This window comes from Streptomyces erythrochromogenes, assembly GCF_040684695.1.
GTDB classification, from domain to species: domain Bacteria; phylum Actinomycetota; class Actinomycetes; order Streptomycetales; family Streptomycetaceae; genus Streptomyces; species Streptomyces erythrochromogenes_C.
Genome location: NZ_JBFBGM010000032.1, coordinates 62091 through 83882 on the forward strand (window position 1 = coordinate 62091; position 21792 = coordinate 83882).

At 73.7% G+C, this 21792-nt stretch carries 21 protein-coding genes; 12 read left to right on the forward strand and 9 right to left on the reverse strand.

Annotation, left to right across the window (positions count from 1 at the left end; all coding sequences use genetic code 11):
* Window positions 1-230 precede the first annotated feature (230 nt).
* Window positions 231-920 carry a hemerythrin domain-containing protein gene (locus tag AB0O53_RS33240; protein ID WP_365200640.1) on the forward strand — a complete coding sequence of 230 codons (690 nt, stop codon included), beginning with the start codon at window positions 231-233 and terminating at the stop codon, window positions 918-920.
* 49 nt (window positions 921-969) lie between these two features.
* On the forward strand, window positions 970-1890 hold the full coding sequence (locus AB0O53_RS33245) for a TIGR03619 family F420-dependent LLM class oxidoreductase (protein ID WP_365200643.1): 921 nt from the start codon (window positions 970-972) through the stop codon (window positions 1888-1890).
* Window positions 1891-1956: 66 nt separating this feature from the next.
* Here AB0O53_RS33245 and AB0O53_RS33250 read toward each other — a convergent pair whose 3' ends face one another.
* Window positions 1957-5406: an ATP-binding protein gene (locus AB0O53_RS33250; RefSeq protein WP_365200646.1), complete on the reverse strand. Its 3450-nt coding sequence runs from the start codon at window positions 5404-5406 to the stop codon at window positions 1957-1959.
* Between the two features lie 173 nt (window positions 5407-5579).
* Here AB0O53_RS33250 and AB0O53_RS33255 point away from each other — a divergent pair, with 173 nt between their 5' ends.
* Together AB0O53_RS33255 and AB0O53_RS33260 are read left to right on the forward strand one after the other, a co-directional pair.
* Window positions 5580-7340 (forward strand): RICIN domain-containing protein, encoded by a 1761-nt coding sequence (locus tag AB0O53_RS33255; protein WP_365200649.1) that lies wholly within the window; start codon window positions 5580-5582, stop codon window positions 7338-7340.
* Between the two features lie 145 nt (window positions 7341-7485).
* The gene (locus tag AB0O53_RS33260; RefSeq protein ID WP_365200652.1) at window positions 7486-7929 is read left to right on the forward strand and encodes an STAS domain-containing protein; all 444 of its coding nucleotides are present in this window, start codon (window positions 7486-7488) and stop codon (window positions 7927-7929) included.
* Window positions 7930-8033: 104 nt separating this feature from the next.
* Here AB0O53_RS33260 and sigJ read toward each other — a convergent pair whose 3' ends face one another.
* Complete coding sequence (gene sigJ / locus AB0O53_RS33265; protein WP_434094407.1) at window positions 8034-8879, reverse strand: RNA polymerase sigma factor SigJ; 846 nt, start codon at window positions 8877-8879, stop codon at window positions 8034-8036.
* A gap of 328 nt (window positions 8880-9207) precedes the next feature.
* Between sigJ and AB0O53_RS33270 the strand changes: the two genes are divergently transcribed.
* Complete coding sequence (locus AB0O53_RS33270) at window positions 9208-9600, forward strand: hypothetical protein (protein ID WP_350993305.1); 393 nt, start codon at window positions 9208-9210, stop codon at window positions 9598-9600.
* A 391-nt stretch (window positions 9601-9991) separates the two neighbouring features.
* On the opposite strand, the gene AB0O53_RS33275 is transcribed toward AB0O53_RS33270, so the two are convergent.
* From AB0O53_RS33275 to AB0O53_RS33290, 4 genes are all read right to left on the reverse strand, one after another.
* On the reverse strand, window positions 9992-10738 hold the full coding sequence (locus tag AB0O53_RS33275; protein WP_350993307.1) for a hypothetical protein: 747 nt from the start codon (window positions 10736-10738) through the stop codon (window positions 9992-9994).
* A gap of 96 nt (window positions 10739-10834) precedes the next feature.
* Window positions 10835-11305: a peptidase inhibitor family I36 protein gene (locus AB0O53_RS33280; RefSeq protein WP_350993309.1), complete on the reverse strand. Its 471-nt coding sequence runs from the start codon at window positions 11303-11305 to the stop codon at window positions 10835-10837.
* 115 nt (window positions 11306-11420) lie between these two features.
* The gene (locus tag AB0O53_RS33285; protein WP_350993312.1) at window positions 11421-13283 is read right to left on the reverse strand and encodes a hypothetical protein; all 1863 of its coding nucleotides are present in this window, start codon (window positions 13281-13283) and stop codon (window positions 11421-11423) included.
* A gap of 19 nt (window positions 13284-13302) precedes the next feature.
* On the reverse strand, window positions 13303-14199 hold the full coding sequence (locus AB0O53_RS33290; RefSeq protein ID WP_365200659.1) for an AraC family transcriptional regulator: 897 nt from the start codon (window positions 14197-14199) through the stop codon (window positions 13303-13305).
* A 145-nt stretch (window positions 14200-14344) separates the two neighbouring features.
* Here AB0O53_RS33290 and AB0O53_RS33295 point away from each other — a divergent pair, with 145 nt between their 5' ends.
* The 4 genes from AB0O53_RS33295 to AB0O53_RS33310 all read left to right on the forward strand — a co-directional run bounded on the left by AB0O53_RS33295 (window position 14345) and on the right by AB0O53_RS33310 (window position 16378).
* A complete protein-coding gene (locus tag AB0O53_RS33295) occupies window positions 14345-14800 on the forward strand; it encodes an SDR family NAD(P)-dependent oxidoreductase (protein WP_365200662.1) in 456 nt (151 codons plus the stop codon).
* A 25-nt stretch (window positions 14801-14825) separates the two neighbouring features.
* Complete coding sequence (locus AB0O53_RS33300) at window positions 14826-15107, forward strand: SDR family oxidoreductase (RefSeq protein ID WP_365200664.1); 282 nt, start codon at window positions 14826-14828, stop codon at window positions 15105-15107.
* A 337-nt stretch (window positions 15108-15444) separates the two neighbouring features.
* Window positions 15445-15819 (forward strand): hypothetical protein, encoded by a 375-nt coding sequence (locus AB0O53_RS33305; protein ID WP_030848047.1) that lies wholly within the window; start codon window positions 15445-15447, stop codon window positions 15817-15819.
* Window positions 15820-16018: 199 nt separating this feature from the next.
* Window positions 16019-16378, forward strand: a complete 360-nt coding sequence (locus tag AB0O53_RS33310; RefSeq protein ID WP_350993318.1) for an ArsR/SmtB family transcription factor — start codon at window positions 16019-16021, stop codon at window positions 16376-16378.
* 89 nt (window positions 16379-16467) lie between these two features.
* Here the strand turns inward: AB0O53_RS33310 and AB0O53_RS33315 are convergent, their stop codons facing one another.
* The gene (locus AB0O53_RS33315; RefSeq protein ID WP_350993320.1) at window positions 16468-18078 is read right to left on the reverse strand and encodes a phospholipase D-like domain-containing protein; all 1611 of its coding nucleotides are present in this window, start codon (window positions 18076-18078) and stop codon (window positions 16468-16470) included.
* Between the two features lie 188 nt (window positions 18079-18266).
* Between AB0O53_RS33315 and AB0O53_RS33320 the strand changes: the two genes are divergently transcribed.
* On the forward strand, window positions 18267-19166 hold the full coding sequence (locus AB0O53_RS33320) for an NAD-dependent protein deacetylase (protein WP_350993322.1): 900 nt from the start codon (window positions 18267-18269) through the stop codon (window positions 19164-19166).
* A gap of 26 nt (window positions 19167-19192) precedes the next feature.
* Here AB0O53_RS33320 and AB0O53_RS33325 read toward each other — a convergent pair whose 3' ends face one another.
* Both AB0O53_RS33325 and AB0O53_RS33330 read right to left on the reverse strand, forming a co-directional pair.
* Window positions 19193-19903 (reverse strand): hypothetical protein, encoded by a 711-nt coding sequence (locus tag AB0O53_RS33325; protein WP_350993324.1) that lies wholly within the window; start codon window positions 19901-19903, stop codon window positions 19193-19195.
* A gap of 23 nt (window positions 19904-19926) precedes the next feature.
* Window positions 19927-20250, reverse strand: a complete 324-nt coding sequence (locus tag AB0O53_RS33330) for a lysine transporter LysE (protein ID WP_365200669.1) — start codon at window positions 20248-20250, stop codon at window positions 19927-19929.
* 160 nt (window positions 20251-20410) lie between these two features.
* Between AB0O53_RS33330 and AB0O53_RS33335 the strand changes: the two genes are divergently transcribed.
* Together AB0O53_RS33335 and AB0O53_RS33340 are read left to right on the forward strand one after the other, a co-directional pair.
* Window positions 20411-20863, forward strand: coding sequence for a VOC family protein (locus tag AB0O53_RS33335; RefSeq protein WP_365200671.1), 453 nt, complete (start codon window positions 20411-20413; stop codon window positions 20861-20863).
* A 277-nt stretch (window positions 20864-21140) separates the two neighbouring features.
* Window positions 21141-21656 carry a GNAT family N-acetyltransferase gene (locus AB0O53_RS33340; protein WP_365200674.1) on the forward strand — a complete coding sequence of 172 codons (516 nt, stop codon included), beginning with the start codon at window positions 21141-21143 and terminating at the stop codon, window positions 21654-21656.
* The last annotated feature ends 136 nt before the right edge of the window (window positions 21657-21792 follow it).

Consider the following 21792-nt stretch of genomic DNA (forward strand, 5'->3'; position numbering starts at 1 on the left):
TGTCACCACCGGGCGGACGCGGCGGTGATCACGAGCGCCGACTGCCCGTCCGGCCCGGGGTCTTGGGCCCTCGTGCGGCGGCGTGCCGGGGGTGCCACGCCATACCGATGGTCAGCGGCGACGCGCCCGCGCAGGTCCCGCTCGGCCGGCGCGGCGTCCAGGGGCCCTTCTTCGAGACGGGACAAGCCGGGTGCAAGTGGCCTGCAACAGGGCTCCGAAGACTGGGTGTCATGACTTCGAGCAACACTTCCGCCCCCACCGTCCACCCCCACCCCTACACCCGCGAGATGGCCATGATCCACCAGGTGTTCCGCCGCGAGTCGCGGCTGCTGGCCGAGCTCGTGCAGGACGTGAACGCCCGCGACACCGCGCGTTCCCGGGTCCTCGCCGAGCACTGGCGCCAGTACGCCGTCGGTCTGCACGCCCACCACACCGGTGAGGACGAGGTGCTCTGGCCGGTGCTCCTCCCCCACCTGGACCTCGACGCCGAACAGGTCCTGGCGATGGAGGCCCAGCACCGCGCACTCGACGACACGATCGCCGAGGTCCAGGGGCTCATGGACCGGTGGGAGGCGCAGGCCCTGGCCGAGGACCGCGACGAGCTGGCGGAGGCCCTGCGACGGCACCACCGGCAGCTCTGCGCGCACCTCGACGAGGAGGAGCGGGAGGTCATGCCGCTGGTCGCGCTCCACGTGAACGAGAAGCAGTGGCACGCCGTGGGCGAACGGGGCCTCGCCGAGACGCCCCGCGACCGGCTGATGATCGCCCTGGGGGCGATCCTGGAGGACACCCCGCCCGAGGAGCGCCGGGAGTTCCTGGCGCGGCTGCCCCTTCCCGCCCGGGTGCTGTGGAAGCTTCTGGGGCAGCGGCAGTACCGCCGCGAGACCGACCGGATCCGCGGCCGCCGCACGGCCTCCTGACGCACCGTCCCCTCCCGCCACCGCCCCGTCGATCGAGGAACTCCCGCCGATGCGCATCGGATTCTCCGTCCCCCAGTTCGGCCCGTTCGCCGACCCCGGGCTCGCCGCCCGGATGTGCACGGAGCTGGAGGCCCTGGGCTGTCACAGCCTCTGGGTCGCCGACCGGCTCCTGTCCCCGCTCGTGCCGCCCCAGGGCTACGCCGACGGGAAGCCGATGCCCCTGCGGTACGGGACCCATCTCGATCCGCTCCTCGCACTGGGCGTGGCGGCCGCGGCGACCGAACGGGTGCGGCTGGGCAGCAGCACCCTGAACGCGCTGTGGCAGCCGCCCCTGGTGCTCGCCCGGGCGCTGACGACCCTCGACCTGATCAGCCGCGGACGCCTCGACGTGGGCATCGGGCTGGGCTGGATGCGTGAGGAGTACGAGGCCGCCGGGGTGCCCTGGCAGGGCCGCGGAGCGCGGCTGGAGGAGACCCTCGACGTCCTCGACGCCGTGTGGGGGTCCGACCCGGTCGTCCACACCGGTCCGCTGTGGACGATCCCCGAGTCGACCGTGCTCCCCAAACCCCTCCAGGCACCGCGTCCGCCGGTCCTGCTGGGGGGCTTCAGCCCGCCCGCGCTGGAACGGGTGGGCAGGCGGGCGGACGGCTGGCTCGCCGCCTCGATGCCGCTTCCGTACTTCACCGGCCTGTGGGCGGTGGCCGTCGAGGCGGCCGAGCGCGCGGGCCGGGACCCGGCGGGGCTGCGGCGGGTGTTCCGGGTGAACCCGGAGGTCACCGGTGCCGAGGCCGCGCCCGAGGAGGCCCATCACCGCGGGACCGTCCGCCAGATCTGCGACCACCTCGGGACGATGTGCGCGGCGGAGACCGACGAGGTGCTGGTCGACCTGCAGTTGACCACGGACTCGCCCGGGGAGTTCCTCGACCTGGCGGGCTCGTTCATGGCCGAACTGGCCGGTTCCGCCCCGTGAGGGACCGCCCGCCGCACAGGCCACCGCACCGTCGACCGCGCCGCCCGCCGCACCGGCCGTTCGCCGCTACGCGGGGGCCGGCGGCAGGGTGGCCAGTGCCGACCGGGCGGCGTCCGCCCAGAGGGGCGACTCCCAGGCGGCCGCCACCCGCGCGGCTTCGTCGTAGTGGCCCCGGGCCTGTTCCGGGCGGCCCAGGAACTGGGCGAGTTCGCCCAGGGTCTGTGCGACGGGCCGGAAGACCAGGCTGAGGCTGGCGGCCCCGCCGGCCAGCCCCTGGAGGGGCAGCAGGTCGCGGTAGACCTCGGCGGCCGCCTCCCGGTCGCCGAAGGCGATGGCGGCCGTGCCGCGCAGCGCGGCCAGGATGCCGTAGGCGAAGTCGCGCCGGAGCGGCACGCGCATGCCGAACACCTCCCGTGCCTGCGCGGGGCGTCCGGCGGCCAGCAGCGCGAGGGCGGCGAGGGCTTCGTTGTGCGGTTTGTACTGCTCCCAGACCACGAGCAGAACGGGCAGCATCTCGGCGAGCCGCCCCTGCTGCAGCCGCATGCACCCGACGCCGAGGGCGGCCAGTCCGCTGAGGTCCACCGCGCCCCGGGCCCGCAGTTCCTCCACCGCCGCCGCCATGTCCTGCTCCGCCTCCTCGAAGCGGCCCCTGGCCATGGCGACCATGGGGCGGCGCAGCCTGGCCACCGCGAACGCGCCCTGGAGTCCGTACCTGCGGGCGATCTCGTCCGCCCGTACGAGGCACCGCTCCATCTCCGCCGGGTCGTTGCCGGCGGCCGCGATCCGGGCGGCGATGTAGGCGTCCATCCACGCGTACTCGGGACGTTCCCGGACGTCGGCCACCTCGGCGAGTTCGAGGTGGAGCTCCCGGTAGGCGGCGGGTTCGAGTTCGCCGTCGACCTTGCGCAGCAGGGACGTGAGGGTCAGCCCGCGCAGGCGCGGCTCGCCCAGGCGCCGGGCGAGCTCCACGGCCCGGCGGGCCACGGCCACGGCGTGGGGATCGGTGTCGTCGAGCGCGTCGGCGAGCTGGTCGAGGAGCAGGCAGCGCTCCCGGTCCGTCGGCTCCGGGCGCTCCAGCAGCATGCGGAGCTCCTCGCCGGCCTCGGGGTCGGACGCCGCGTACGCGCGCACGCGCCAGGGCGTCGGTTCGGTCCACGTCGTATAGGCGGCGATGAGCAGATCGGCGCGGCCCTCGGCGCGGGCCACCCGTACGGCCTGCTCCTGTGCCTCCCGGGCGGGTACCACGGCTCCCATCCGGATCCGGCAGTCCACCAGCCGGCCCAGCAGGGTGACGCGGAGCAGGGCGGCGTCCTGGCCGGCGAAGGCGGACGGATGCTCGTCGAGGAGCCCGAGAGCCGCGGTCAGGACGGTCTCGGCGTTCTGCGGGACGTAGCGCCGCACCGCCTGTTCGCCCGCCAGCAGGGCGTGATGGACCGCGGGCGCGGCGTCGGCGGTCACCACCGCGGCCGCCCGCAGCAGGTGGTGGGCCGTGGCGGCGACGTCGTCCGAGGCGAGGGCGATCAGGCTCCGGCCCAGCCGGGAGTGCATCCGGGCGAGCCTCAGCCGCGTGAGGTCGCCCTCCAGCGCGTCCCGGACTAGGGCGTGGGTGAAGCGGACCGTGCCCGGGCGCGGCTCGGTGAGCAGCCCGGCGGTGACCCCCGCGTCGAGGGCGTCCAGGAGCTGCTCGGGATCGCTGTCGGCGGCGTGGACGAGGAGGGAGACCGGGCTCTCGCGGCCGGCGACGGCCGCCAGCCGCAGTCCGGCCGTGACGGCCGGCGCGAGGAGGGCGAGCCGTCGCCGCAGTACGTCCTGGACTCCCTGCGGGACGTGGGCCAGCGCCCGCCGCTCGCCCTCGCCGGCCAGCAGGAGCGAACTCTCGCGCAGGTAGAAGGGGTTCCCCCCGGCTCGTTCGGCGAGGGCCACCGCGGCCCGGTCGCTCATGCCGGTCGCACCGCGCCGCAGCAGCTCCGCCGCGTCGGCGTCGGACAGTCCGGCGAGGGGCAGCCGTACGGGCTCGCAGGCGGCCAGTCGGGCCAGTGCGGCGGTGAGGTCGCCCTCGCCGGTGCGGTACGCGGCCACCAGGAGCAGGGGTACGTCCCGCAGCTGTTCCGCGCAGAGGAGGAACAGCTCGATGCTCTCGCGGTCGCCCCGGTGCAGGTCGTCCAGCACGATCGCCAGCGGCTGCCGCAGGGCGGTGTCGCGGAGCCAGCCGAGCAGCGCCTTGTGCAGGCGGAAGCGCTGGGCCGGGCTGCCGTCCTGCTGCGCGGAGCGGGGCGCGGTGCCCGGGGCCAGGAGCGGGGCGAGTTCGTCCGCGTACGGGCCCGCGGGCGCGGCCCCGGCGAGGCGCGGCAGCATCTCGAACCAGGCCCGGCCGGGCGGTGCGCCGTCGGTCTCCGGACACTGCCCGGCCCCGACCAGCCAGCCCTGCAGGGGCAGTTGGCGGACGGCGGCCTCCAGAAGGCTCGATTTGCCGATGCCGGCTTCGCCGGAGGCGAGGACCACCTGGGCCCGGCCGGCCCGTGCGCGGTCCGCCGCGGCGGCGATCCGGGCCAGCTCCCGGTCGCGGCCCAGGAGGCGGTCCGCCGTCAGCGCGGTCGGGACGGTGACCGCCGCAACGGCGGAAGTCACAGCGGCGGAAGTCACAGCGGCGGTCGTCGGGACGGCGACCGCGAGGTCGGCAGCGACGGCGGAGGCCTCTGCGGGGTCGGAGACCGCGGGGACGGGTACGACGGCGGCGGGTGTTCCGGTCGCCCGGTGGAGCACGTCGAGACGCTGGTGCAGCAGGGCCTGTTCCAGCTCCAGCAGCGCGGGCCCGGGCTCGACGCCGAGGTCTTCGCCGAGCACGTGCCGGGCCCGCCGCAGCGCTGCCAGGGAGTCCCCCTGGCGGTCGCGGGCCCACAGGGACAGGGCCAGCAGCCGCCAGCCCTCCTCGTGCAGCGGCTGCTCCCGGGTCAGCGCGCCCGCTTCGGTGAGGGCCTGCTCGGCCCGGCCCGAGCCGAGGCGGGCCGCGACGAGCCGCTCGCGGGCGGCCCGGTGCAGCTCCTCCAGGCGGACGCGCTCACCGGCGGTCCACGGCTCGTCCGAGAACTCCGCGTACGGCTGCCCGCCCCAGGAGGCGAGCGCCTCGGCCAGGGCGTCCGCGGCGGCACGGGCGGGCAGCCCCTGCGCGGTGGCGGCCGCGACCCGGCTCTCGAAGACCCAGGCGTCCACCGCGTCCTGCTCCACGGCGAGGGCATAGCCGTAGGGCGCGCTGACGAGCAGCCGAGCGGGCGTTCGCGGCGGGCGTTCCGGTTCGAGGACGCGCCGCAGACGCGCGATGTAGGCGTGGAGCGAGGACTGCGAACTCGAAGGGACGCGCGTCGGCCACAGCCGCTCGACGATCCGCTCGGTGGGTACGACCGCCCCGCGGGCGAGCAGCAGCTGGACGAGCACCATCCGGGAGAGCCGGCCGCCCGTGTCGACCGTGCGGCCGTCGACCTCGACCCGGAGCGAGCCCAGAACCTTCAATCTGATCATGACAAGTACATCGTAGGCGGAACCGTCGGCCGGTCCGGGCGGTGCCCGGCGTGCGGACGTTCGCCCGCCGGATTCGAGACAACCGCACGCCTTCCGCTGGACGGTGCCGGGCGGCTGGTGTTCCGTGGTCCCGGACTGTGCCGGGTTGTCCGCGGACGGATCAGGGGGAAGGCATGGCGCGAGCCGGACGCCCGCAGGGGGCCATGAAGGGCGCGACGGGGGCGGCGGACGAGCTCGCCCGGTTCCTCGTCGAACTCACCGCCGGGCTCACCGTGCGTGAGATGGCCCGGCGGTACGGCGGGGGCAAGACCAGTTGGGGCGAGTACCGCTCCGGGGTCAGGATCATCCCGCGGGGCCTGCTCAACGAAGTGGTACGGGACCGGGTGCGCGACGGGCGGGGCCGCACGGCCCTGCTGCGCCGGGCGGGTCGATTGCACGACGCCGCCCTGGTCGCCGGGGCGGAGGCCGGCCCGCCGCCCCGGCTGGACGAGGCGTTGCGGCGCGCGGAGGCGGATCTGGCGGAGTCGGAGCGGATCGTGCGGCAGCTGGCCACCCTGATCGCCGCACTGCTGGCGGAGCAGGAGGGCGCTCCCTCCGAGGCGCAGGGCCAGGCGCACGGCCAGCCGCAGGGCCAGGCGCAGGCACCGCCCGCGGAGCCGTGGCCGACGCCGGCCGCGTCCCGGCCCGCTGCCGGGCCGACGGCCGGACCCTGGGCCGGGCCCGGGGCCGGCGCCGCCGGGGGCGGGCTGCTGGACCGTGCGGCGGAGCAGCTCGCGGCGGTGTGGGCCGTCCGTGCGTCCGCCCTGCGGATCGCCTCCCTCCGGGGAACGGCCGCGCGGACGGTTCCCACCGCGTCCGAACGCAGGGCACTGCCTGCGGGGTCGGGCGGGCTCGCGCTCGAACTGGCCCGTACGACGGACGTGCTGGAGTACGCCCGGTGGGAGGTGGAGCGCCTGGAGCACGACGTGGAAGGGGAGCGCCGGGCGTACGGGGGGCCGATCGAGGGCGTGGTCCTGGAGCGCACCGACCGCCCGACGGCGGTACCGGTCGGCGCCCTGCCCGCCCGCTCCGGTGGCCCGCTCACCGTGGTCCTCCCCCCGCCTGCCACCCGGGCCGCCTCCGGCCGTACCGCTCTCGTCGCCGCGGCGGTGCTCTGCGTCGTCACGATCGCCGTGGTGGTGCTGGCCGTTCTCGGGGGCCGGCAGCCGCTGGTCGTTCCGGTCGGTGCGGGTCCCGTACAGCCGTACCCGCCGACCGCCGGCGGTGCGCAGGCCGGTTCCGGGACCGGTTCCGGGACTCCGTCCGCCGGGCCGTCCGGCTCCGCCCCCGCGACCACGACCGCCGCCGCTCCGTCGGGTCGGGCGCCCCTCCCGACGCCGCCCGCGCCGACGCCGGTGTCCCCGTCCGTTCCTTCACCGGGCGCCGTCGGTCCGGTCCCGCCCGCCCCCTCGGCCTCGCAGGCGCCTCCGGCCGGTGCGGAACCGACCGTACCGGCCGCCGGTCTGGTCCGGCTGGCCAACACGGGCAGCCGCAGGTGTCTGTCCGTACCGCAGGACAGCACCCTGCCCGCCGACCCTCTGCGCCTGGCCGACTGCGGTGAGCGGCACGAACAGCTGTGGCACCTCACGAAGGAGTCCGACGGACCGGCGGGGACCGTGTACTCGATCCGCAACCGGTTCAGCGGCCTGTGCCTGTCCGTGGACGCGGCCCGGGTCACCAACGACGCCGCTGTCACCCAGTACCTGTGCGGGGACCGGCAGGGGCTGTTCCCGGACCAGTTGTGGACGATGCGGTTCCACGCCGCCTCGGCCGCCTGGCAGCTGGTCAACGTCAACAGCGGCAAGTGCGTGGCGGCCCGGGTCGGGGGCGGAACGAGCGATCCCGCCTTTCAACAGGACTGCCGTGAGGACCCCTGGCTGACCTGGCGGCTGTGACCGCGACCTCCGGTTGCGGCACGGGCACCCGCCTGCCCCGTCCGGGTGGAATCTTTCCCCCGACCGGGGATCTCCGCTGGTCGCATGGGGTGAATGGGACACGCCACTCGTTTCCCGACCCCCTGCGGGCGGCGTTGAGCGGGACGTGAATACCTCGAGCACCGCCCCGATACTGTCCGCCCCTCTCGCGACCGAGGTCCCGCTCGCCGTGCACGACTCGGGCGCGGACACCGCGCCCGGCGTCATACTCATCCACTCCTGCACCACCCTCGGCAGCACCCTGGTGGTCCATCTCGCGGGCGAGATCGACCACTTCAGCGCCGCTCCGCTGCGGGCGTTCCTGGCCTCGGCGGCCGACAACGGTCATACCGGCCTGGTGCTGGACTGCTCGCGGATCACCTTCTGCGACTCCGGCTTCCTGGCCGCCCTCGACTGGTGGCCCCGACAAGGGCGCCGCCTCAGGCTCACCCGCCGCTCCCGGGCGGTGGAGCGCCTCCTGTACGCGGCCGGCAGGGCGGCCCGCCTTCCCTGCTACGGCCCTCCGGCACCCTGCCGCCCGGCACCCCGGCGCCCGGGCTCCACGCGGTAGTCGGCGCGAGGTGGTGGGCCCGCGTCACCCGCGGGCCCACCACCCGCACCACCCCAACTGTCCGCACCACCCGCACCGGCCGTCCCGTGGGACGGTGTCTCGGCTCAGCCTTCCGTCCACGCGCGGAGCTTCTCCGGGTTGCGGACGGCCCAGATGCGGCCGACACGGCCGTCGGCCACCTCGAAGGCGGCCACCGTCACCGCGACGCCGGTGTGCCGGGCGACCAGGCCGGGCCGGCCGTTGACCGTCCGCTCCAGGAGTTCCAGCCCAGGGGCCTTGTCCGCGATGTGGATCAGGTACTGGGCGATGCTCCTGCCGCCCTCGACGGGGCGCAGGACGGTCCCGACCATGCCGCCGCCGTCGGCGGTCATGACGGCATCGGGGTCGAGGAGGCCGACGAGGGCCTCGATGTCCTTGGACTCCCAGGCCTCCTTGAAGTGCCGGACCACGGTGGCCTGGCCGGCGGCCGGGGCCGCCGGGGGCCGCCCGGCCCCGATCCTGCGCCGGGCCGATGTCGCCAGCTGCCGGCAGGCGGCGGGCGTGCGGCCGACGATCTCGGCGACTTCGGCGAACGGGTAGCGGAACACGTCGTGCAGGACGAACGCGACGCGTTCGGCCGGCGTCATCGACTCCAGGATGACGAGGAAGGCCATGTTCACGGATTCGTCCAGGGTGATCTGGTCGGCGGGGTCCGCCGGTTCGCAGCCGCCGCCCGTCCGCCCGGCGAACCACTCCCCGCGGTCGGGCAGCGGTTCGGGTATCCACGCCCCGACGTAGCGCTCGCGCCGGGCCCGCGCCGAACCGAGCACGTCGAGGCAGATGCGGCCGGCGACCTTCGTCAGCCAGGCGCCGGGCGACTCGATGGCGTCCTGCTGCTGCGGCGACATCGCGTACCAGCGCGTGTACGTCTCCTGCACGACGTCCTCGGCCTCGGCGACCGAACCGAGCATGCGGTAGCCGAGATTGATCAGCCGGCGCCGCTCGCCGACGATCGCGCTCAGGTCTCCCGAGTCCTGCGGGTCCTGCAGGTCCTGCAGGTCCTGCAGGTCCTGCGGGTCCTGTGCGTCCTGCGTGGACTCCTGGTGCCCGGGCCCGGATGGGGTGTTCATGGTCGCGGCCGCTCCCTCGCTCGTCACATCGGCTTCTCTTCCGCCGCTACGACGAAACACGGCCCCGCGATGTGAGGCGGGTCCCCGCCTCACATTTCGCGGACCCGCGTCGTCGGACCGTCGAGACACCAATGATCCACAGCCGCAGGGCAGAAGAGGGGACCAGATCATGAGCGCGCAGATGACGACAGCACCGGGCAGGCTCACCTTCCAGGGGGTCGCGATCGCCCTGCAGACCCTGTCCCTGCTCTTCCAGGCGGTCACCGCGGGGCTGTTGCTGTCCACGTCCTACGGCGAGGTGCTGCACAGCGTCGGAGCGCGGGTGATGTACGGAGCGTCGATGCTGTACGTCCTCGCGGCGGTCCTGGCGTGGCGGCCGGGCGGTGGCTCGCCCCGGCCCGTGCTGCACGCGTCCGGCTTCCTCGCTCTGGCCTCGCTGCAGGTGGTCATCGGCATCGCGCACGTGCCGGGGCTCCATGTCCCGCTGGGCGTGGTGATGTTCGGGCTGAGCGTGCTCGCGCTGCACCGGTCCCTGGCCACCGGCCCGCGCGGGGCGGCGTAACCCGCTCGGGCCGCCCGTCCGCCCGTCCGCCCGTCCGCCCGAACCGAGCGTGCGGGCGGACGGGCGGGTCACCGCATCAGCCGAAGCTTCGCCGGTGTTCCCTGGTCTGCTGCGGTGGGATGGTGCGCAGCCGGCGGGCAGGGGGCCGGCCCGGGTCCGTCCTGCGTGCGTCCTCGTCACCGGATCGGGATGCGGTCTGGTCGGGTTGCGCGGATGCAACCCCCGGGACGAGCGCGATCGCAGCGATGGATGCCGCCACCACGACGAGGATGATTGCAATGCTCACGGACATGAATCCCGCCTTTCGCCTTGACCTTTACACCTTGTGGCTACTCAGCGTTTCCAGTATTGCCCGCTTTAAACACGTTAAGTGACGCCGGGTCGGGCTACGTCAGTTGTTCTCGCAGGTGAACGTCACCGGCCCGCTCCGCGCGCTCATCTTCTGGTCGGGCAGGTGCAGCGTGGCGTGGACCGTCACCGTCGAGGCGTTCGGCTTGGCCGGTACGTCGGCCACGTGCAGCAGGGCCTGTGTCGTGGTACCGGCGGGGAAGTCGGCCGTGCCGGGTGAGACCGGCTTGGAGCCGCCGTCGAGGGTCCAGTGGAATCGGACCTTCCCCGGCCCGGTGGCCGTGATCTTGCCGTCGAACTCCGCCGTCGTCGGCTTCGTGCAGTCGACGGCGGTTCCGGGCGGCGTCAGGACGACCACCTCGACCTTGCCGACCTTCACGGACTGCTTGCCGCCGCCCTGTTTGTCGGCGGGCGGGACGGCGCAGGTGACGGTTGCGTCCTTCTGGGACCCGCGGGCCTTGTACGTCACGCGGTACGCGCCGTGCTTCAGGCCCTGACGGTCCAGTTCGCCCTTGCCGTTCACGGTGGCCCGGAAGGACGTCTTCGGCCCGTCGACGCGGACCGCCTGCTTCGCGGGGAACCCGCCGAGACGCAGTGTGTAGCGCGCGTCGGCGCCCGGCTTGCCGCTGCCGGACACGACGAGCCGGCAGGAGGCTGCCGCGGGTGCGGCTCCCGGCTCGGCCTGCGGGCGGCCCTGGGCCGCGAAGGCCGGGGTGATGCCGACCGCGGAGGCGAGGAGCGGTGCTGCGAGAAGCAGGAGACGCCGATGCCGGTTGGTCTGCCGGTCCATCGTGCTGCCCTTCGTGAGGAGAGCCCCCGGGAGAGGACATCAGGATATCGGCCACCTCGCCGCACGGCACGGCGTCACGTCCACAGGTGCCGGCCGTCAGGCCTGCCGGCACGTGTGGAAGCGGCTGGAGCGGACGTGTCCGAAGGACGCCGCGAGCTGCGGGATCCCCTGGCCGGGCTGGACAGTCAGTCGTGCTCCGGCGTAGTCGGGCTTGTTGTACACGGTCACGCAACGGCCCAGGCGCACGCCGTTCGCGCTCCACGTCCTGCCCGCGTTCCACACCGACGCGGCGTCGTTGAATCCGACATAGGCGGTCGTCTCGGGGTACCGGCGCATGTCCTGCGCGACGAGGCTGGCCACACCGGTGTATCCGGGGCCGGTCCATCCGCACAGCCATCCCGGGGAACAGGGCGGTTCCGGGGCGGCCCGTGCCGCGGGGGCGAGGGCCGGCAGGAGGCACAGGACCCCGAGAACGCTCACCGTCCGCGCCCAGCGGCGGGCCACGCCGACGCAGACACTGGCACTGGCACTGGCACTGGCACTGGCGGCTTCGGAACGTGTCGTCACCGGACTCGCCTCCCGGCTGGTGGGAACTTCCGCGCTGTCTGCTTCCATCCCACCTCTCCCCCGCGGTGATCGCACGCCGTCCCGTTCCCACCCGCCGCTTGCGCACCGGGACGGTTCAGTCGCGCGCGAGCAAGGTACGGGCGAGCGTGCGGAGTTCTTCGTCGGGGTGGACTTCCGCGAAGGGCGTCGCGGGGAGCAGGCGCAGCGGCGAGGAGGCGAACGACCGGAGCGTCGGGCGCAGTTCTTCGGGGATCCGCCCGATGGATGCGAGGGCTCTGAGGGCGCGCAGTCCGACCGGGGTGGGGCCGATCAGGGCGGCGAGAACGGGGACGGCCCGCTCCGGGGAGCCGGTGACCGTGTGGTGGGCCTCGGCGGCCGCCATACGGGTCCACTCGTACCGGGCCGTCAGCATCGGCTCGATGAGCGGCAGGAGCGGGGCGGCGGCGCTGCCGAGCGGCTGGAGGCCGCTCAGGTGCCAGTGGACGGGGCCCGGCGCTGCGAGCAGGTCCTCGAAGACGCGCAGTGCCGTATCCGCCGCGCCGGTCAGCCGGTGGTGGGCCACGGCCGCGGCGGCACTGAGCGAGGAGTCGGTGCTCCCCGCCGCGTCGTCGAGCAGGGCGATGGTCTCCGGCGTCACGATGCCGGCCCGGCCGATCCGGCGGGCGGCCACGACGGCCGCGCGGCGGGTGCGCAGGCAGTCGAGGAGTTCGGGCTGGGCCTGCCGCGCGGCGGCGCCGCACCGCTCAAGGGCGCCGATGAGGGCGATGGCCCCGTTGCCCGTGGCCCCGGCGGCCAGCGTGCGGCGTATCGGGGGTACCAGCCGGTCGACCGCTTCGGGGAAGGCCGAGGCGGCCGCGCCGAGGGCCTCCGGGCCGGGGTTGCGCAGCACCAGATCCAGGGCGCGGGGGTCGCGCGAGCGCACCAGGGCGAGGAGCGCGGGTGCGGCAGCCTCGTCCTCCCCGCGGGCGTGGTCGTACAGCGCGTCCCTGAGGTCGGCGCCGGGCTCGGGCAGGCGCTCGATCCAGTCGCCGATGGTGGTGAGGCAGTGGGCCGCCGCCCGGGCGTCGCGCTGGTGCGGCAGGGCGGCGAGCGTCAGGGCCACCGCCTCGGGTTCCCGGTCGCGCCAGGTCTCCGCGATCCGCCGGACGAGCCGGGATCCGCGTGCGCCGAGGTCTCCGGCCGCGATCCACCGGGCGGCCGCGGTGAGTCCCGCGTCCGCGTCGCGGGTGAGGAGGTCGGTGAGCCGGTCCTCCTGCGACACGCCGCTCGCCCAGGGGAACTCGTCGTCCCCCGGGTCCGGTTCGGACCCGGCCCCGGCGAGGACGTCCACCGTCCGCCGCTCGTACGGCGGCCCGGAGCGTTCGGCGGCGAGCACGGCGGCGGCCAGCCTGACCTCGGGGAACGGGCTGTCGAAGGCCTCGGCCCCGCGGCCGAACCGGTCGAGGGCGACCAGGGCGTCCGCCCGTACCGCCGCGACGGGATCGGTGGCGTACAGCGCGTCGACCCGGCGCTCGGCCGTGGCCCGCACCTCGGCCGGCAGCCGGTCGGCGACGGCGGCGACCACCCGGAGCGCCGCCCTGCGGACCGCGCGCTCGGCGTCGTCCAGGCAGGGGAGCAGGTCCGGGAGCACCCGGGCGAGCTCAGTACAGACCGCGGCGGCCGAACTGCCCTGCCAGGAAGGCGACTCGGTGTCCTGCGGGTCGTGGTCGGCCAGGACGGCGAGCAGCACCAGCAACGCGTCGCGCCGGCCGGGGGCGTGGAGCACGGCGTGGGCGAGGAAGGGGACGGCGGGTGCGGAGGCCGGGTAGACGGTGCCCTGGTGGTGGATGGTGCCGTACAGCTCGTGGATCGCCTCGCCGACCGTGTCGTCGTCGTCCGCGTAGAGCGCCCTGATCAGCTCGGGCACGTCCTCGGCCGGGCCGTGGGCATGGGTCAGGTCGTGCCAGTGGACGTGGCCCAGCTCGGCCGGAGATCTCATGGTGGGCGCTCCTCAGCGATCAGGTGTGCCGACCGTAGCGATCACCACTGACAACGGCTGCGTCCCTGCTGGGGGGTGTGCCGAACTGCCGCCGGTACTCGCGGCTGAACTGCGACGGGCTGTCGTAGCCGACGCGGTGGGCGACGCCGGTGACGTCGCCGGGGCGCGTGGCGAGCAGCAGGCGGGCTTCCTGGAGCCTGATCTGCTTCTGGAAGCGGAGCGGGCTCATCGCGGTGACCGCCTGGAAGTTGCGGTAGAAGGCGGACTGGCTCATGCCGGACAGCCGGGCCAGGTCCTCGACCCGGAACGGCTGCGCGTAGTGGCTGCGGATCCACGCCACCGCCCGTGCCACGTGGCTGAGGCCGCTGTCGGCGAGACCGAGCTGGCGCACGGTGCAGCCCTGCTCCCCCGTCATCACCCGCCACAGGATCTCGCGTTTGACCAGCGGAGCGAGCACGGCCCGGTCGCGGGGCCGGTCGAGGAGCCGCAGCAGCCGCAGCACGGCGTCGAGGAGTTCGTCGGGCGCGTCGCAGACGGCGAGGGCCGGCACGCCGGTGCCGCCGGCCCGGGGGACGTCTCCCGGGCCGGCGAGCAGGAGCAGTTCGGCGATGTCGGCGGGCTCCAGGACCAGGCCGAAGCCCAGCGCCGGGCGGTCGGGGCCGACGCGCAGGAACTGGCCGGTGACCGGCAGGTCCACGGAGGCCACGAGGTACTGTCCGGCGCCGTACTCCAGGACCCGGTCCCCGAGTGCGAGGCGCTTGGTGCCCTGCGCGATGACCGCGAGCACGGTGCCGGTGGTGGCCGGCTCCGGGGCGTCCGACCGGTCCACCTTCGATACGAGCACCCCGTCCACGGCCGTGGTCGCGTCGGGGCGCGCGTGCCGGGCGATCAGGGTCCGCAGCTCTTCCAGATCCATGGTTCCAGTGCAGCACAGCACCGGCCCCGGCATCCCGCATGCGGGAGGATCGGGCAAGTCTCCTGGACGATCGTTCTACTGGAACAGCAGGTCAGAGGCGTCCAATGGAAGTACCGCATCCCACAGGACTCCCAGGAGGACCATCATGCAGGTAGCCATCGTCACCGGTGCGAGCTCCGGCATCGGACAGAGCGCCGCCGTCCGGATCGCCGCACGCGGGATCGGCGTGATCCTGACCTACGGCCGTAACGAGCAGGGGGCGGCGGACACCGTGGCCGCGATCGAGAAGGCGGGCGGCACGGCGGTCGCGCTCCACCTGGACCTCGGCGACAGCTCCGGCTTCGACCGCTTCCGCGACCGCGTGGCCGAGGCGCTGCGCACGACGTGGGACCGCGACACCTTCGACCACCTGGTCAACAACGCCGGCATCGCACGGACCTCGCTGATCGGGGAGACCGCCGAGGAGGACTTCGACCTGCTGATGCGCGTGCTGCTCAAGGGCCCGTACTTCCTGACCCAGCGGCTCCTGCCGCTGATGGCCGACGGCGGGTCCGTCGTCAACGTTCAGCAGCAACGCGGCGTCCGCAACCTCGGGGCTTGAGCCCGGCTACGGGGCGTACGCGGCGATGAAGGGCGGCCTGACCGTGCTGACCCGCTACATGGCCAAGGAGTTCAGTGCGCGCGGCATCCGCGTCAACGCGGTCTCGCCCGGCGCCACCCGCACCCGGCTGGCCGACGACGCGTTCACCCGATTCCCGGAGGTCGTGCCGGCCCTCGCCGCGAAGACCGCCTTCGGCCGGGTCGGTGAGCCCGACGACATCGGCTCGCTGATCGCGGCGCTGGTCGGGGACGACGGCCGCTGGATCACGGCCCAGGACATCGAGGTGTCCGGCGGGTACCAGCTGTAGTCGCCCGTCGGCCAAAGCCGTCAACCGGCGCCGTGTGCCCGTGACGTGGTTCGGCAGGGGCTCGGGGTCGGCGTACCGACCGGCTCCGAGCTGCACGGATCTCCTCCGCCGGGCCTCCCGCAGGCCCGGCACGGGGGCTCCCGGACCTGCGCCGACTCCCGTCCTTTTCAGGGCAGTCGGGTGATCACGGGCTCGCACCCTAGCGGACGGAGGTCCATATCCTGCCCGAATACCTGATGTTCGCCACGTACCTGGCCTCCAACGCGTAGCGTCCCCCGTGCAACCCGGCCGGAGACGTGAAGCCGGCCAGGGCCGTGAAAACGAGGAGGCTGCAACGATGGTGAACGTGGAGACTTCCCTCAAAGAGGCGATGACCTCGATCGAGGGGAGCGTGGGGGCGGCGCTGGTCGACTACACGAGCGGCATGGCCCTCGGCACGCTCGGGGGCGGCAAGGACCTCGACCTGACGGTCGCCGCCGCGGGCAACACCGATGTGATCCGGGCGAAGGCCCGCACCATGGAGATGCTGGGCATCAAGGAGGACATCGAGGACGTACTGATCACCCTCGGCAGCCAGTACCACCTCATCCGGCTGCTCAAGGGGCGGGGCGGGAACGGTCTGTTCCTCTACATCGTCCTGGACAAGGCGAAGTCCAACCTGGCCATGGCCCGGCACCAGCTCAAGCGGATCGAAGCGGATCTGGAACTCTAGCCGCCTTCCTGTACCCCGACTCTTTTTTTGCCCACGAGTTGAAGAAATCTTCAACTCGGCACATCCGAATGCTGTCACCGGAGGGTGGGGCGGAGCCGGGGTACAGGAGAATGGCTGGTCATGGTCACCGGGGGCGGGCCCGGCGGAAGCGAGCGCCGTCCCCGTCCATAGGTCAGAACCCGGGTAGGAGCGTTGCCACATGCAGGTCCCGCTGTACCAGGCCAAGGCGGAGTTCTTCCGGATGCTCGGACACCCCGTCCGGATCCGCGTGCTCGAACTCCTTCAGAACGGCCCCGTACCCGTGCGTGAGCTGCTGAACGAGATCGAGATCGAACCGTCGAACCTCTCGCAACAGCTCGCGGTCCTGCGCCGGTCCGGCATCGTGGTCTCCATACGCGACGGTTCGACGGTCAGTTACGCCCTCGCCGGCGGCGATGTGGCCGAACTCCTGCGAGCCGCACGACGCATCCTCACCGAGCTGCTGGTCGGACAGAGCGAGCTGCTCGCCGAGCTGCGGGATGCCGACACCTCGGTGCACTCGGGCCCTCCCGCGCTGTAGCCCGGGCGCAGCGCACAGCGCACCACCGCCGGGGCGCCTCGAGAGGCGCCCCGGCGGTGGTGCTGGAGGTGGTGGGGTGGTGCGTGGCCTCAGCCCTGGCAGAGGCCGCGGGCGTAGTCGTACGTGGCGGTGGCCTGCGAGTAGCGCCACTGCGGGTCCAGCAGGTCGCTCTTCAGCTGTCCGGCCGCGTCCGGGCTCTCGACGATGTAGCCGAAGTCCTGGAGCCAGGACGGGTACAGGTTCTTGGAACCGATGTAGAAGGCCGATCCGTCCACCGAGACCAGCTTGTGGTGCTGGGCGTACGGCTTGCCGTCGGCCCAGGTCGGCCGGTCGGACGCCCGGAAGGTGGCCAGCTGCAGGTTCTCGCACAGGGCCGTCCGCGCCCGGCCGCCGTCACCGGTCAGGGCCGCCACCCGGCCGCGCAGGGCGTCGCTCACCTCGCCCAGGGACTTGATCTGGGAGTAGCCGCCGCTGCCGATGGTGCCGCGGTTCGCCGGGTCGCTCACGACGATGCGGACCTTCACCCCGGAGACGAGCTTGGCGGCGAGGGCGTCGTAGAGCCGCACGTCGTAGCGGGGCAGCGGCGGGCAGGTGGCGTGCACGTCCTGCTGGGAGATCTCGATGTGCGAGGTCGCGCTGGCCACGAGGGCGCGCAGGGCGCTCTCCTCCGGGTTGACGGTGTCGTAGTCCCGGTCGGCGTTGGTCTTGTCGGGCACCCCGATCCCGCACTTGGTGTCGCCGGCCGTGGGCAGCACGGGGCGGAAGGCCGAGGTGGGGTCGTTCTGGCGGATACCGACGCCGAGACCGCCGACGGCGAGCGCGGGCACGTTCCCGCCGCCCGCCGGGGAGGCGGGCCGGGGCAGGGAGGGCATGCAGTCCGCGCCGGGCGAGGCGGCGAACCAGACCGAGCTCCAGCTGCTCTTGTTGCGGCAGGTCCAGTCCCACAGGGTGTCCAGGTAGCGGCCCGCGGAGCCGGCGGCGGGCCCGGACAGCGCGAGGTCGACGTCGGCCACCGGGTGGGTGGTCTCGAGGTAGTCGTCCTTCCAGCTGTTGATGCCGCCGGTGATCACCGAACCGCCGTCCACCACGACCAGCTTGGAGTGGTTCCAGGAGAAGGAGGTCTTCGAGGTGGTCATCGAGGCCACGTTGAGGGTGATGTTGGCCGCGGCGGCCGGACCGAGCTTCGCGAGCAGCTCGTCCCGGTAGGACGAGGGGATCACGGTGGAGTGGTAGATGGGCGCGGCACCCACCATGACGCGCACCTTGAGCCGGTTGCCCTTCTGGGCCGACTCCTTCAGACCCGCGACGATGGCGTCCTGGTAGCCGCCGTTCGGGAAGGGCGCGAGCGTCGATATGTCGACCGTCTCCCGGGCGGCGGCGATGTCCTGGCGCATCTTGTCCAGGAGGCGGCGCGAGCCGGGCCGGTCGGTGCAGGCCGCGTCGCCCCAGCAGCCGGGCGTCTGGAGCAGCCAGTCGGCGCCGCCGGGCGTGGAGGAGCCGAGGCGGTTGCCGGAGGTGCGCTCCCAGACCGAGCCCTCCAGGCCCGGGGAGACCTGCCGCAGGGTCTGCTCGACCGAGTCCAGGTGCGGTGTGGGCGCTTCCGCGGCGCGGGCGGGGGCGGCGGTGGCGCCGAGGAGGGAGATTCCGAGGGCGAGGGCCGAGGTGGAGACGAGGGCCGTCGTGCGGACGGTGCGTGCCAATGTGGTTCCTTGACTGGGGGGGTGGCTCGGGCCGGGAGCGCGGGTCGGCCACGCCTCCGACCTTGATCAACTCGCGCAAGTTACCAAGAAGTAGACTTCCGTTCACCTCGCTCGGACGAGTTCCGGCCACCCGGACCGGAGCGCCGGACGGACGGGTGTCCGCCGCGCTCGTTCCGTACGCTGGTCACATGCGCACGCGCCCCACCCTGAGCTGGACGCCCACCGAGGACCTGCCGCCCGGGACCACGGATCCGGGGCCGGTCGCCGACGCGCTGCGGGCCGGCGGCGTGCTGGTGCTCAGCGGGGCCGGCATCTCCACCGAGTCGGGCATCCCCGACTACCGGGGCGAGGGCGGGAGCCTGCGCCGGCACACCCCGATGACCTACCAGGAGTTCACCGCGAGCGCCCAGGCACGGCGCCGGTACTGGGCGCGCAGCCACCTCGGCTGGCGGACCTTCGGCCGCGCCCGGCCGAACGCCGGCCACCGGGCCGTCACGGCGTTCGGCCGGCACGGCCTGCTGTCCGGGGTGATCACCCAGAACGTCGACGGCCTGCACCAGGCCGCCGGCAGCGAGGACGTCGTGGAACTCCACGGCAGCCTGGACCGGGTCGTGTGCCTCTCCTGCGGCGCCACCCGCTCGCGCCGCGACCTCGCGCTGCGGCTTGAGGAGGCCAACGCGGGCTTCGAGCCGGTGGCCGCCCGGCTGAACCCGGACGGCGACGCCGACCTCACCGACGAACAGGTCGGGGACTTCTCCGTGGTGCCGTGCGCGCACTGCGGGGGCGTCCTGAAACCGGATGTGGTCTTCTTCGGCGAAACGGTTCCCCCGCGACGGGTCGAGCGCTGCCGCGAGCTGGTCGACGGCGCGACCTCGCTGCTGGTCCTCGGGTCCTCACTGACCGTGATGTCCGGCCTCCGGTTCGTCCGGCAGGCGGCGCAGGCCGGCAAGCCCGTCCTGATCGTCAACCGTGACCCCACCCGCGGCGACCGGCACGCCGTGACCCGGATCTCCCTCCCGCTCGGCACGGCCCTCACCACCGTGGCCGGCCACCTGGCCGTCCCCCTCGACGCCGACACCCCGGCCTGACCGCGAGGCAGGCCGGGCGCCGGCTGTCACGGGAAGTCCGGGCACTCCTCGACGAACCCCTGTGAGACGGGCTGCCACGCACCGCGCACGTCGTGCACGCTCAGTCGATCCGCCTCCTTCGCGGTCTCGATCAGCTGCGCGGTGGTCAAGGGGACGGCCGCCGCGAAGAGTCGCCCGAGGTGGTGGCAGTGCACCATCGGACGGAGTTCCTCCGAGTACGGCTCGTCGGCGACCGCGAAGAGGTCGGGCAGCGTCCAGCCCAGCGGCCCTGCCACGGCGCACAGCTGCTGAACGTTGTGCGGGCTCGGGCCCCAGCGCCACACCATGCCGTACAGCGTGCTGAAGGACAGCCCCATGAAGGGGAGTTCGGGGATGCCGAAGCCGCGGTTGCGGATCAGTTCTCCCAGCACGGCGGCGAAGCGGGTCTCGGCGGGACGGCGGCCGAGCCACGGCGGCTCCCCGGCAGGGCCGGAGGCGGCGATACGCGGCAGCGAGCGGACGAAGGCCTCCAGCGCGGCGAGTCGTGCATGGTCGCAGTGGCTGATGCGACGGGCGAACCGCTTCAGGACCTCGGCGTCGCGCTCCGGGGGACGGAGTTCCGCCGGCACCGGATGGCCCGCGACCACGAGGAGATCCGCAGCAGGTAGGCCGAGTTCGGCGGCAAGTTCCTTCAGTTGCTGCGGCGTTCTGCCGGTTCGCCGCGCGGCGAGGCCGCTCAGGACGGTGTCTCGTTCCATGCGAGGAAGGTAGCTGCCGCCCTTCAGAGGCAGCCGCAGTCGAAGGCGTAGAGCGTCAGGAAGGCCGCGGTCAATGCGGTCGCGGTGAAGACGGCCGTGGTCACGGCCGCGAGTCCGCGGCGACGGCGGCCCTTTGCCGGGGTGCGGAAGGTCCGCCAGGCTCCGTGGGCCACGGCGAGGCTCAGCAGTCCTGCGCCCGCGACGGTCGCGGGCGGGCTGAAGGACCAGCTCACATAAACGATCAGGCCCAGCAGGCCGAGCAGCACGCAGGCGAGCAGGCTCAGCACCACCTCGGCCACCACCTCGCCGACCAGCTCCACCAGGAAATCGCCGACGCTCTTCACCACTCTGCGCACTCCCACGAAACTCCCCCGTCCCCTTGTGTGCCGCATCGGGAAGGACTCGCGGGGCGCCCGAAGGGTTGCCGGACCGCGTACGGCGGTCCGCCATCATGGTCAGCGCCGCCGGCGCATCGGCGGCGTACGAGGGGGAAGGAGGTGGCGGGCGATGTCCGACGTGCCATCGGCCGGGGCGACCGGGATGCTGCACCACGTGGAGATCTGGGTGCCGGACCTCGGCCGGGCCGTGGCCTCCTTCGGGTGGCTGCTGGAGGCCATGGGGTACACGCCGTTCCAGAGCTGGAGCGACGGACGGAGCTGGCGGCTCGGGGCGACGTACCTGGTCCTCGAACGGTCACCGGCCCTGACGGCCGACCGCCACGACCGGTGCCGGCCCGGGCTGAACCACCTGGCCTTCCATGTGGAGGACCACGAGACGGTGGAACGCCTGGTCGCCGAAGGCCTGCAGCACGGCTGGAGCCTGATGTTCCCCGACCGCCACCCGCACGCCGGCGGGGACCGGACCTACGCCGCGTACCTGGAGAACGCCGACGGCTTCGAGGTCGAACTCGTCGCCGCTGCCCGCCCCGCGGCCGGGGCTCAGGACGGCGCCACGGCCTGAGGTCCCGTCGCGGTCCTCCGGTGGCGCAGGCCGATGGCAGAGAGTTCGACCAGCTCACCGCGGGCGGTGTCGTGGTGGGTGGGCCGGAAGCCGGGGAGGACGCCGAGGCGCGCGGGCAGTCGGTCTGCGCCACCGGTTCGAGGTGGTCACCATGGCACGGGGCTCTTGGCGCCGGCTTGGCATCGGCTTGACACGCCGGGTCCGGCGCCGCTCCGCCGCGGGCCGCCCGGCCTCGCCGGCCGTGGAGGGTGCTGGCCCGCACCGCTATCGTCGGCGCATGCTTCAACTGATCGAGCCCATGGCCCGCTTGCACTGCTCCTGGCTCGAAGCGCATCACGAGTGGGGCGCGGGCCTCCATGAGGACGGGTTCGGGCTGGAAGGGTCCGACGAGGTCGAGTCACCGGAGGGGTTCGCGGCATGGGTGGCGCGGCTGGCGGACGCGTCGGGTGCGAAATCCGCCGACGCGGAACGCGGTTGCGTGTACCGGTGGATCGTCGAGGGCTCCCGGGTGGAGGGCGGGATCGCCCTTCGGTACGGGCTCACCGACCATGTGCGGCAGTTCGGCCACATCGGCTACGGCATCCGGCCGTCTTCACGGGGGCGCGGAGTGGCCACCTGGGCGCTGGGCCGGATGCTCGAAGAGGCGCGGGCGCTCGGCCTGGACCGGGTGCTGCTCGTCTGCGCGGTCGACAACCTCGCCTCGGCGGGGACCATAGAGCGCAACGGCGGCGTCCTCGAAAGCGTCCGGGACACCCCGCACGGCCCCGCGCGGCGGTACTGGATCGCACTCTGATCCGCGTCTGGGCGGCACCGGACCGGCCGCACCGCGGCAGCACCCCTCGCCCCGCGTGTAGTCGAGGGTGTCGAGCCGCTACGACCCGTCACCGAGCCCGGGCCCTGGTGGACCGGTGGGCCGCCGTCGCACCCGC

What these genes read in the sequence shown, in the direction of transcription:
- AB0O53_RS33320 (WP_350993322.1), top strand. Translation starts at nt 18,267, where the DNA reads ATGCGCACGCGCCCCACCCTGAGCTGGACGCCCACCGAGGACCTGCCG.
- AB0O53_RS33335 (WP_365200671.1), top strand. Translation starts at nt 20,411, where the DNA reads ATGTCCGACGTGCCATCGGCCGGGGCGACCGGGATGCTGCACCACGTG.
- AB0O53_RS33255 (WP_365200649.1), top strand. Translation starts at nt 5,580, where the DNA reads ATGGCGCGAGCCGGACGCCCGCAGGGGGCCATGAAGGGCGCGACGGGG.
- AB0O53_RS33270 (WP_350993305.1), top strand. Translation starts at nt 9,208, where the DNA reads ATGAGCGCGCAGATGACGACAGCACCGGGCAGGCTCACCTTCCAGGGG.
- AB0O53_RS33300 (WP_365200664.1), top strand. Translation starts at nt 14,826, where the DNA reads ATGAAGGGCGGCCTGACCGTGCTGACCCGCTACATGGCCAAGGAGTTC.
- AB0O53_RS33295 (WP_365200662.1), top strand. Translation starts at nt 14,345, where the DNA reads ATGCAGGTAGCCATCGTCACCGGTGCGAGCTCCGGCATCGGACAGAGC.
- AB0O53_RS33340 (WP_365200674.1), top strand. Translation starts at nt 21,141, where the DNA reads ATGCTTCAACTGATCGAGCCCATGGCCCGCTTGCACTGCTCCTGGCTC.
- AB0O53_RS33325 (WP_350993324.1), bottom strand. Translation starts at nt 19,903, where the DNA reads ATGGAACGAGACACCGTCCTGAGCGGCCTCGCCGCGCGGCGAACCGGC.
- AB0O53_RS33245 (WP_365200643.1), top strand. Translation starts at nt 970, where the DNA reads ATGCGCATCGGATTCTCCGTCCCCCAGTTCGGCCCGTTCGCCGACCCC.
- AB0O53_RS33275 (WP_350993307.1), bottom strand. Translation starts at nt 10,738, where the DNA reads ATGGACCGGCAGACCAACCGGCATCGGCGTCTCCTGCTTCTCGCAGCA.
- AB0O53_RS33305 (WP_030848047.1), top strand. Translation starts at nt 15,445, where the DNA reads ATGGTGAACGTGGAGACTTCCCTCAAAGAGGCGATGACCTCGATCGAG.
- AB0O53_RS33285 (WP_350993312.1), bottom strand. Translation starts at nt 13,283, where the DNA reads ATGAGATCTCCGGCCGAGCTGGGCCACGTCCACTGGCACGACCTGACC.
- sigJ (WP_434094407.1), bottom strand. Translation starts at nt 8,879, where the DNA reads ATGCTCGGTTCGGTCGCCGAGGCCGAGGACGTCGTGCAGGAGACGTAC.
- AB0O53_RS33310 (WP_350993318.1), top strand. Translation starts at nt 16,019, where the DNA reads ATGCAGGTCCCGCTGTACCAGGCCAAGGCGGAGTTCTTCCGGATGCTC.
- AB0O53_RS33290 (WP_365200659.1), bottom strand. Translation starts at nt 14,199, where the DNA reads ATGGATCTGGAAGAGCTGCGGACCCTGATCGCCCGGCACGCGCGCCCC.
- AB0O53_RS33240 (WP_365200640.1), top strand. Translation starts at nt 231, where the DNA reads ATGACTTCGAGCAACACTTCCGCCCCCACCGTCCACCCCCACCCCTAC.
- AB0O53_RS33250 (WP_365200646.1), bottom strand. Translation starts at nt 5,406, where the DNA reads ATGATCAGATTGAAGGTTCTGGGCTCGCTCCGGGTCGAGGTCGACGGC.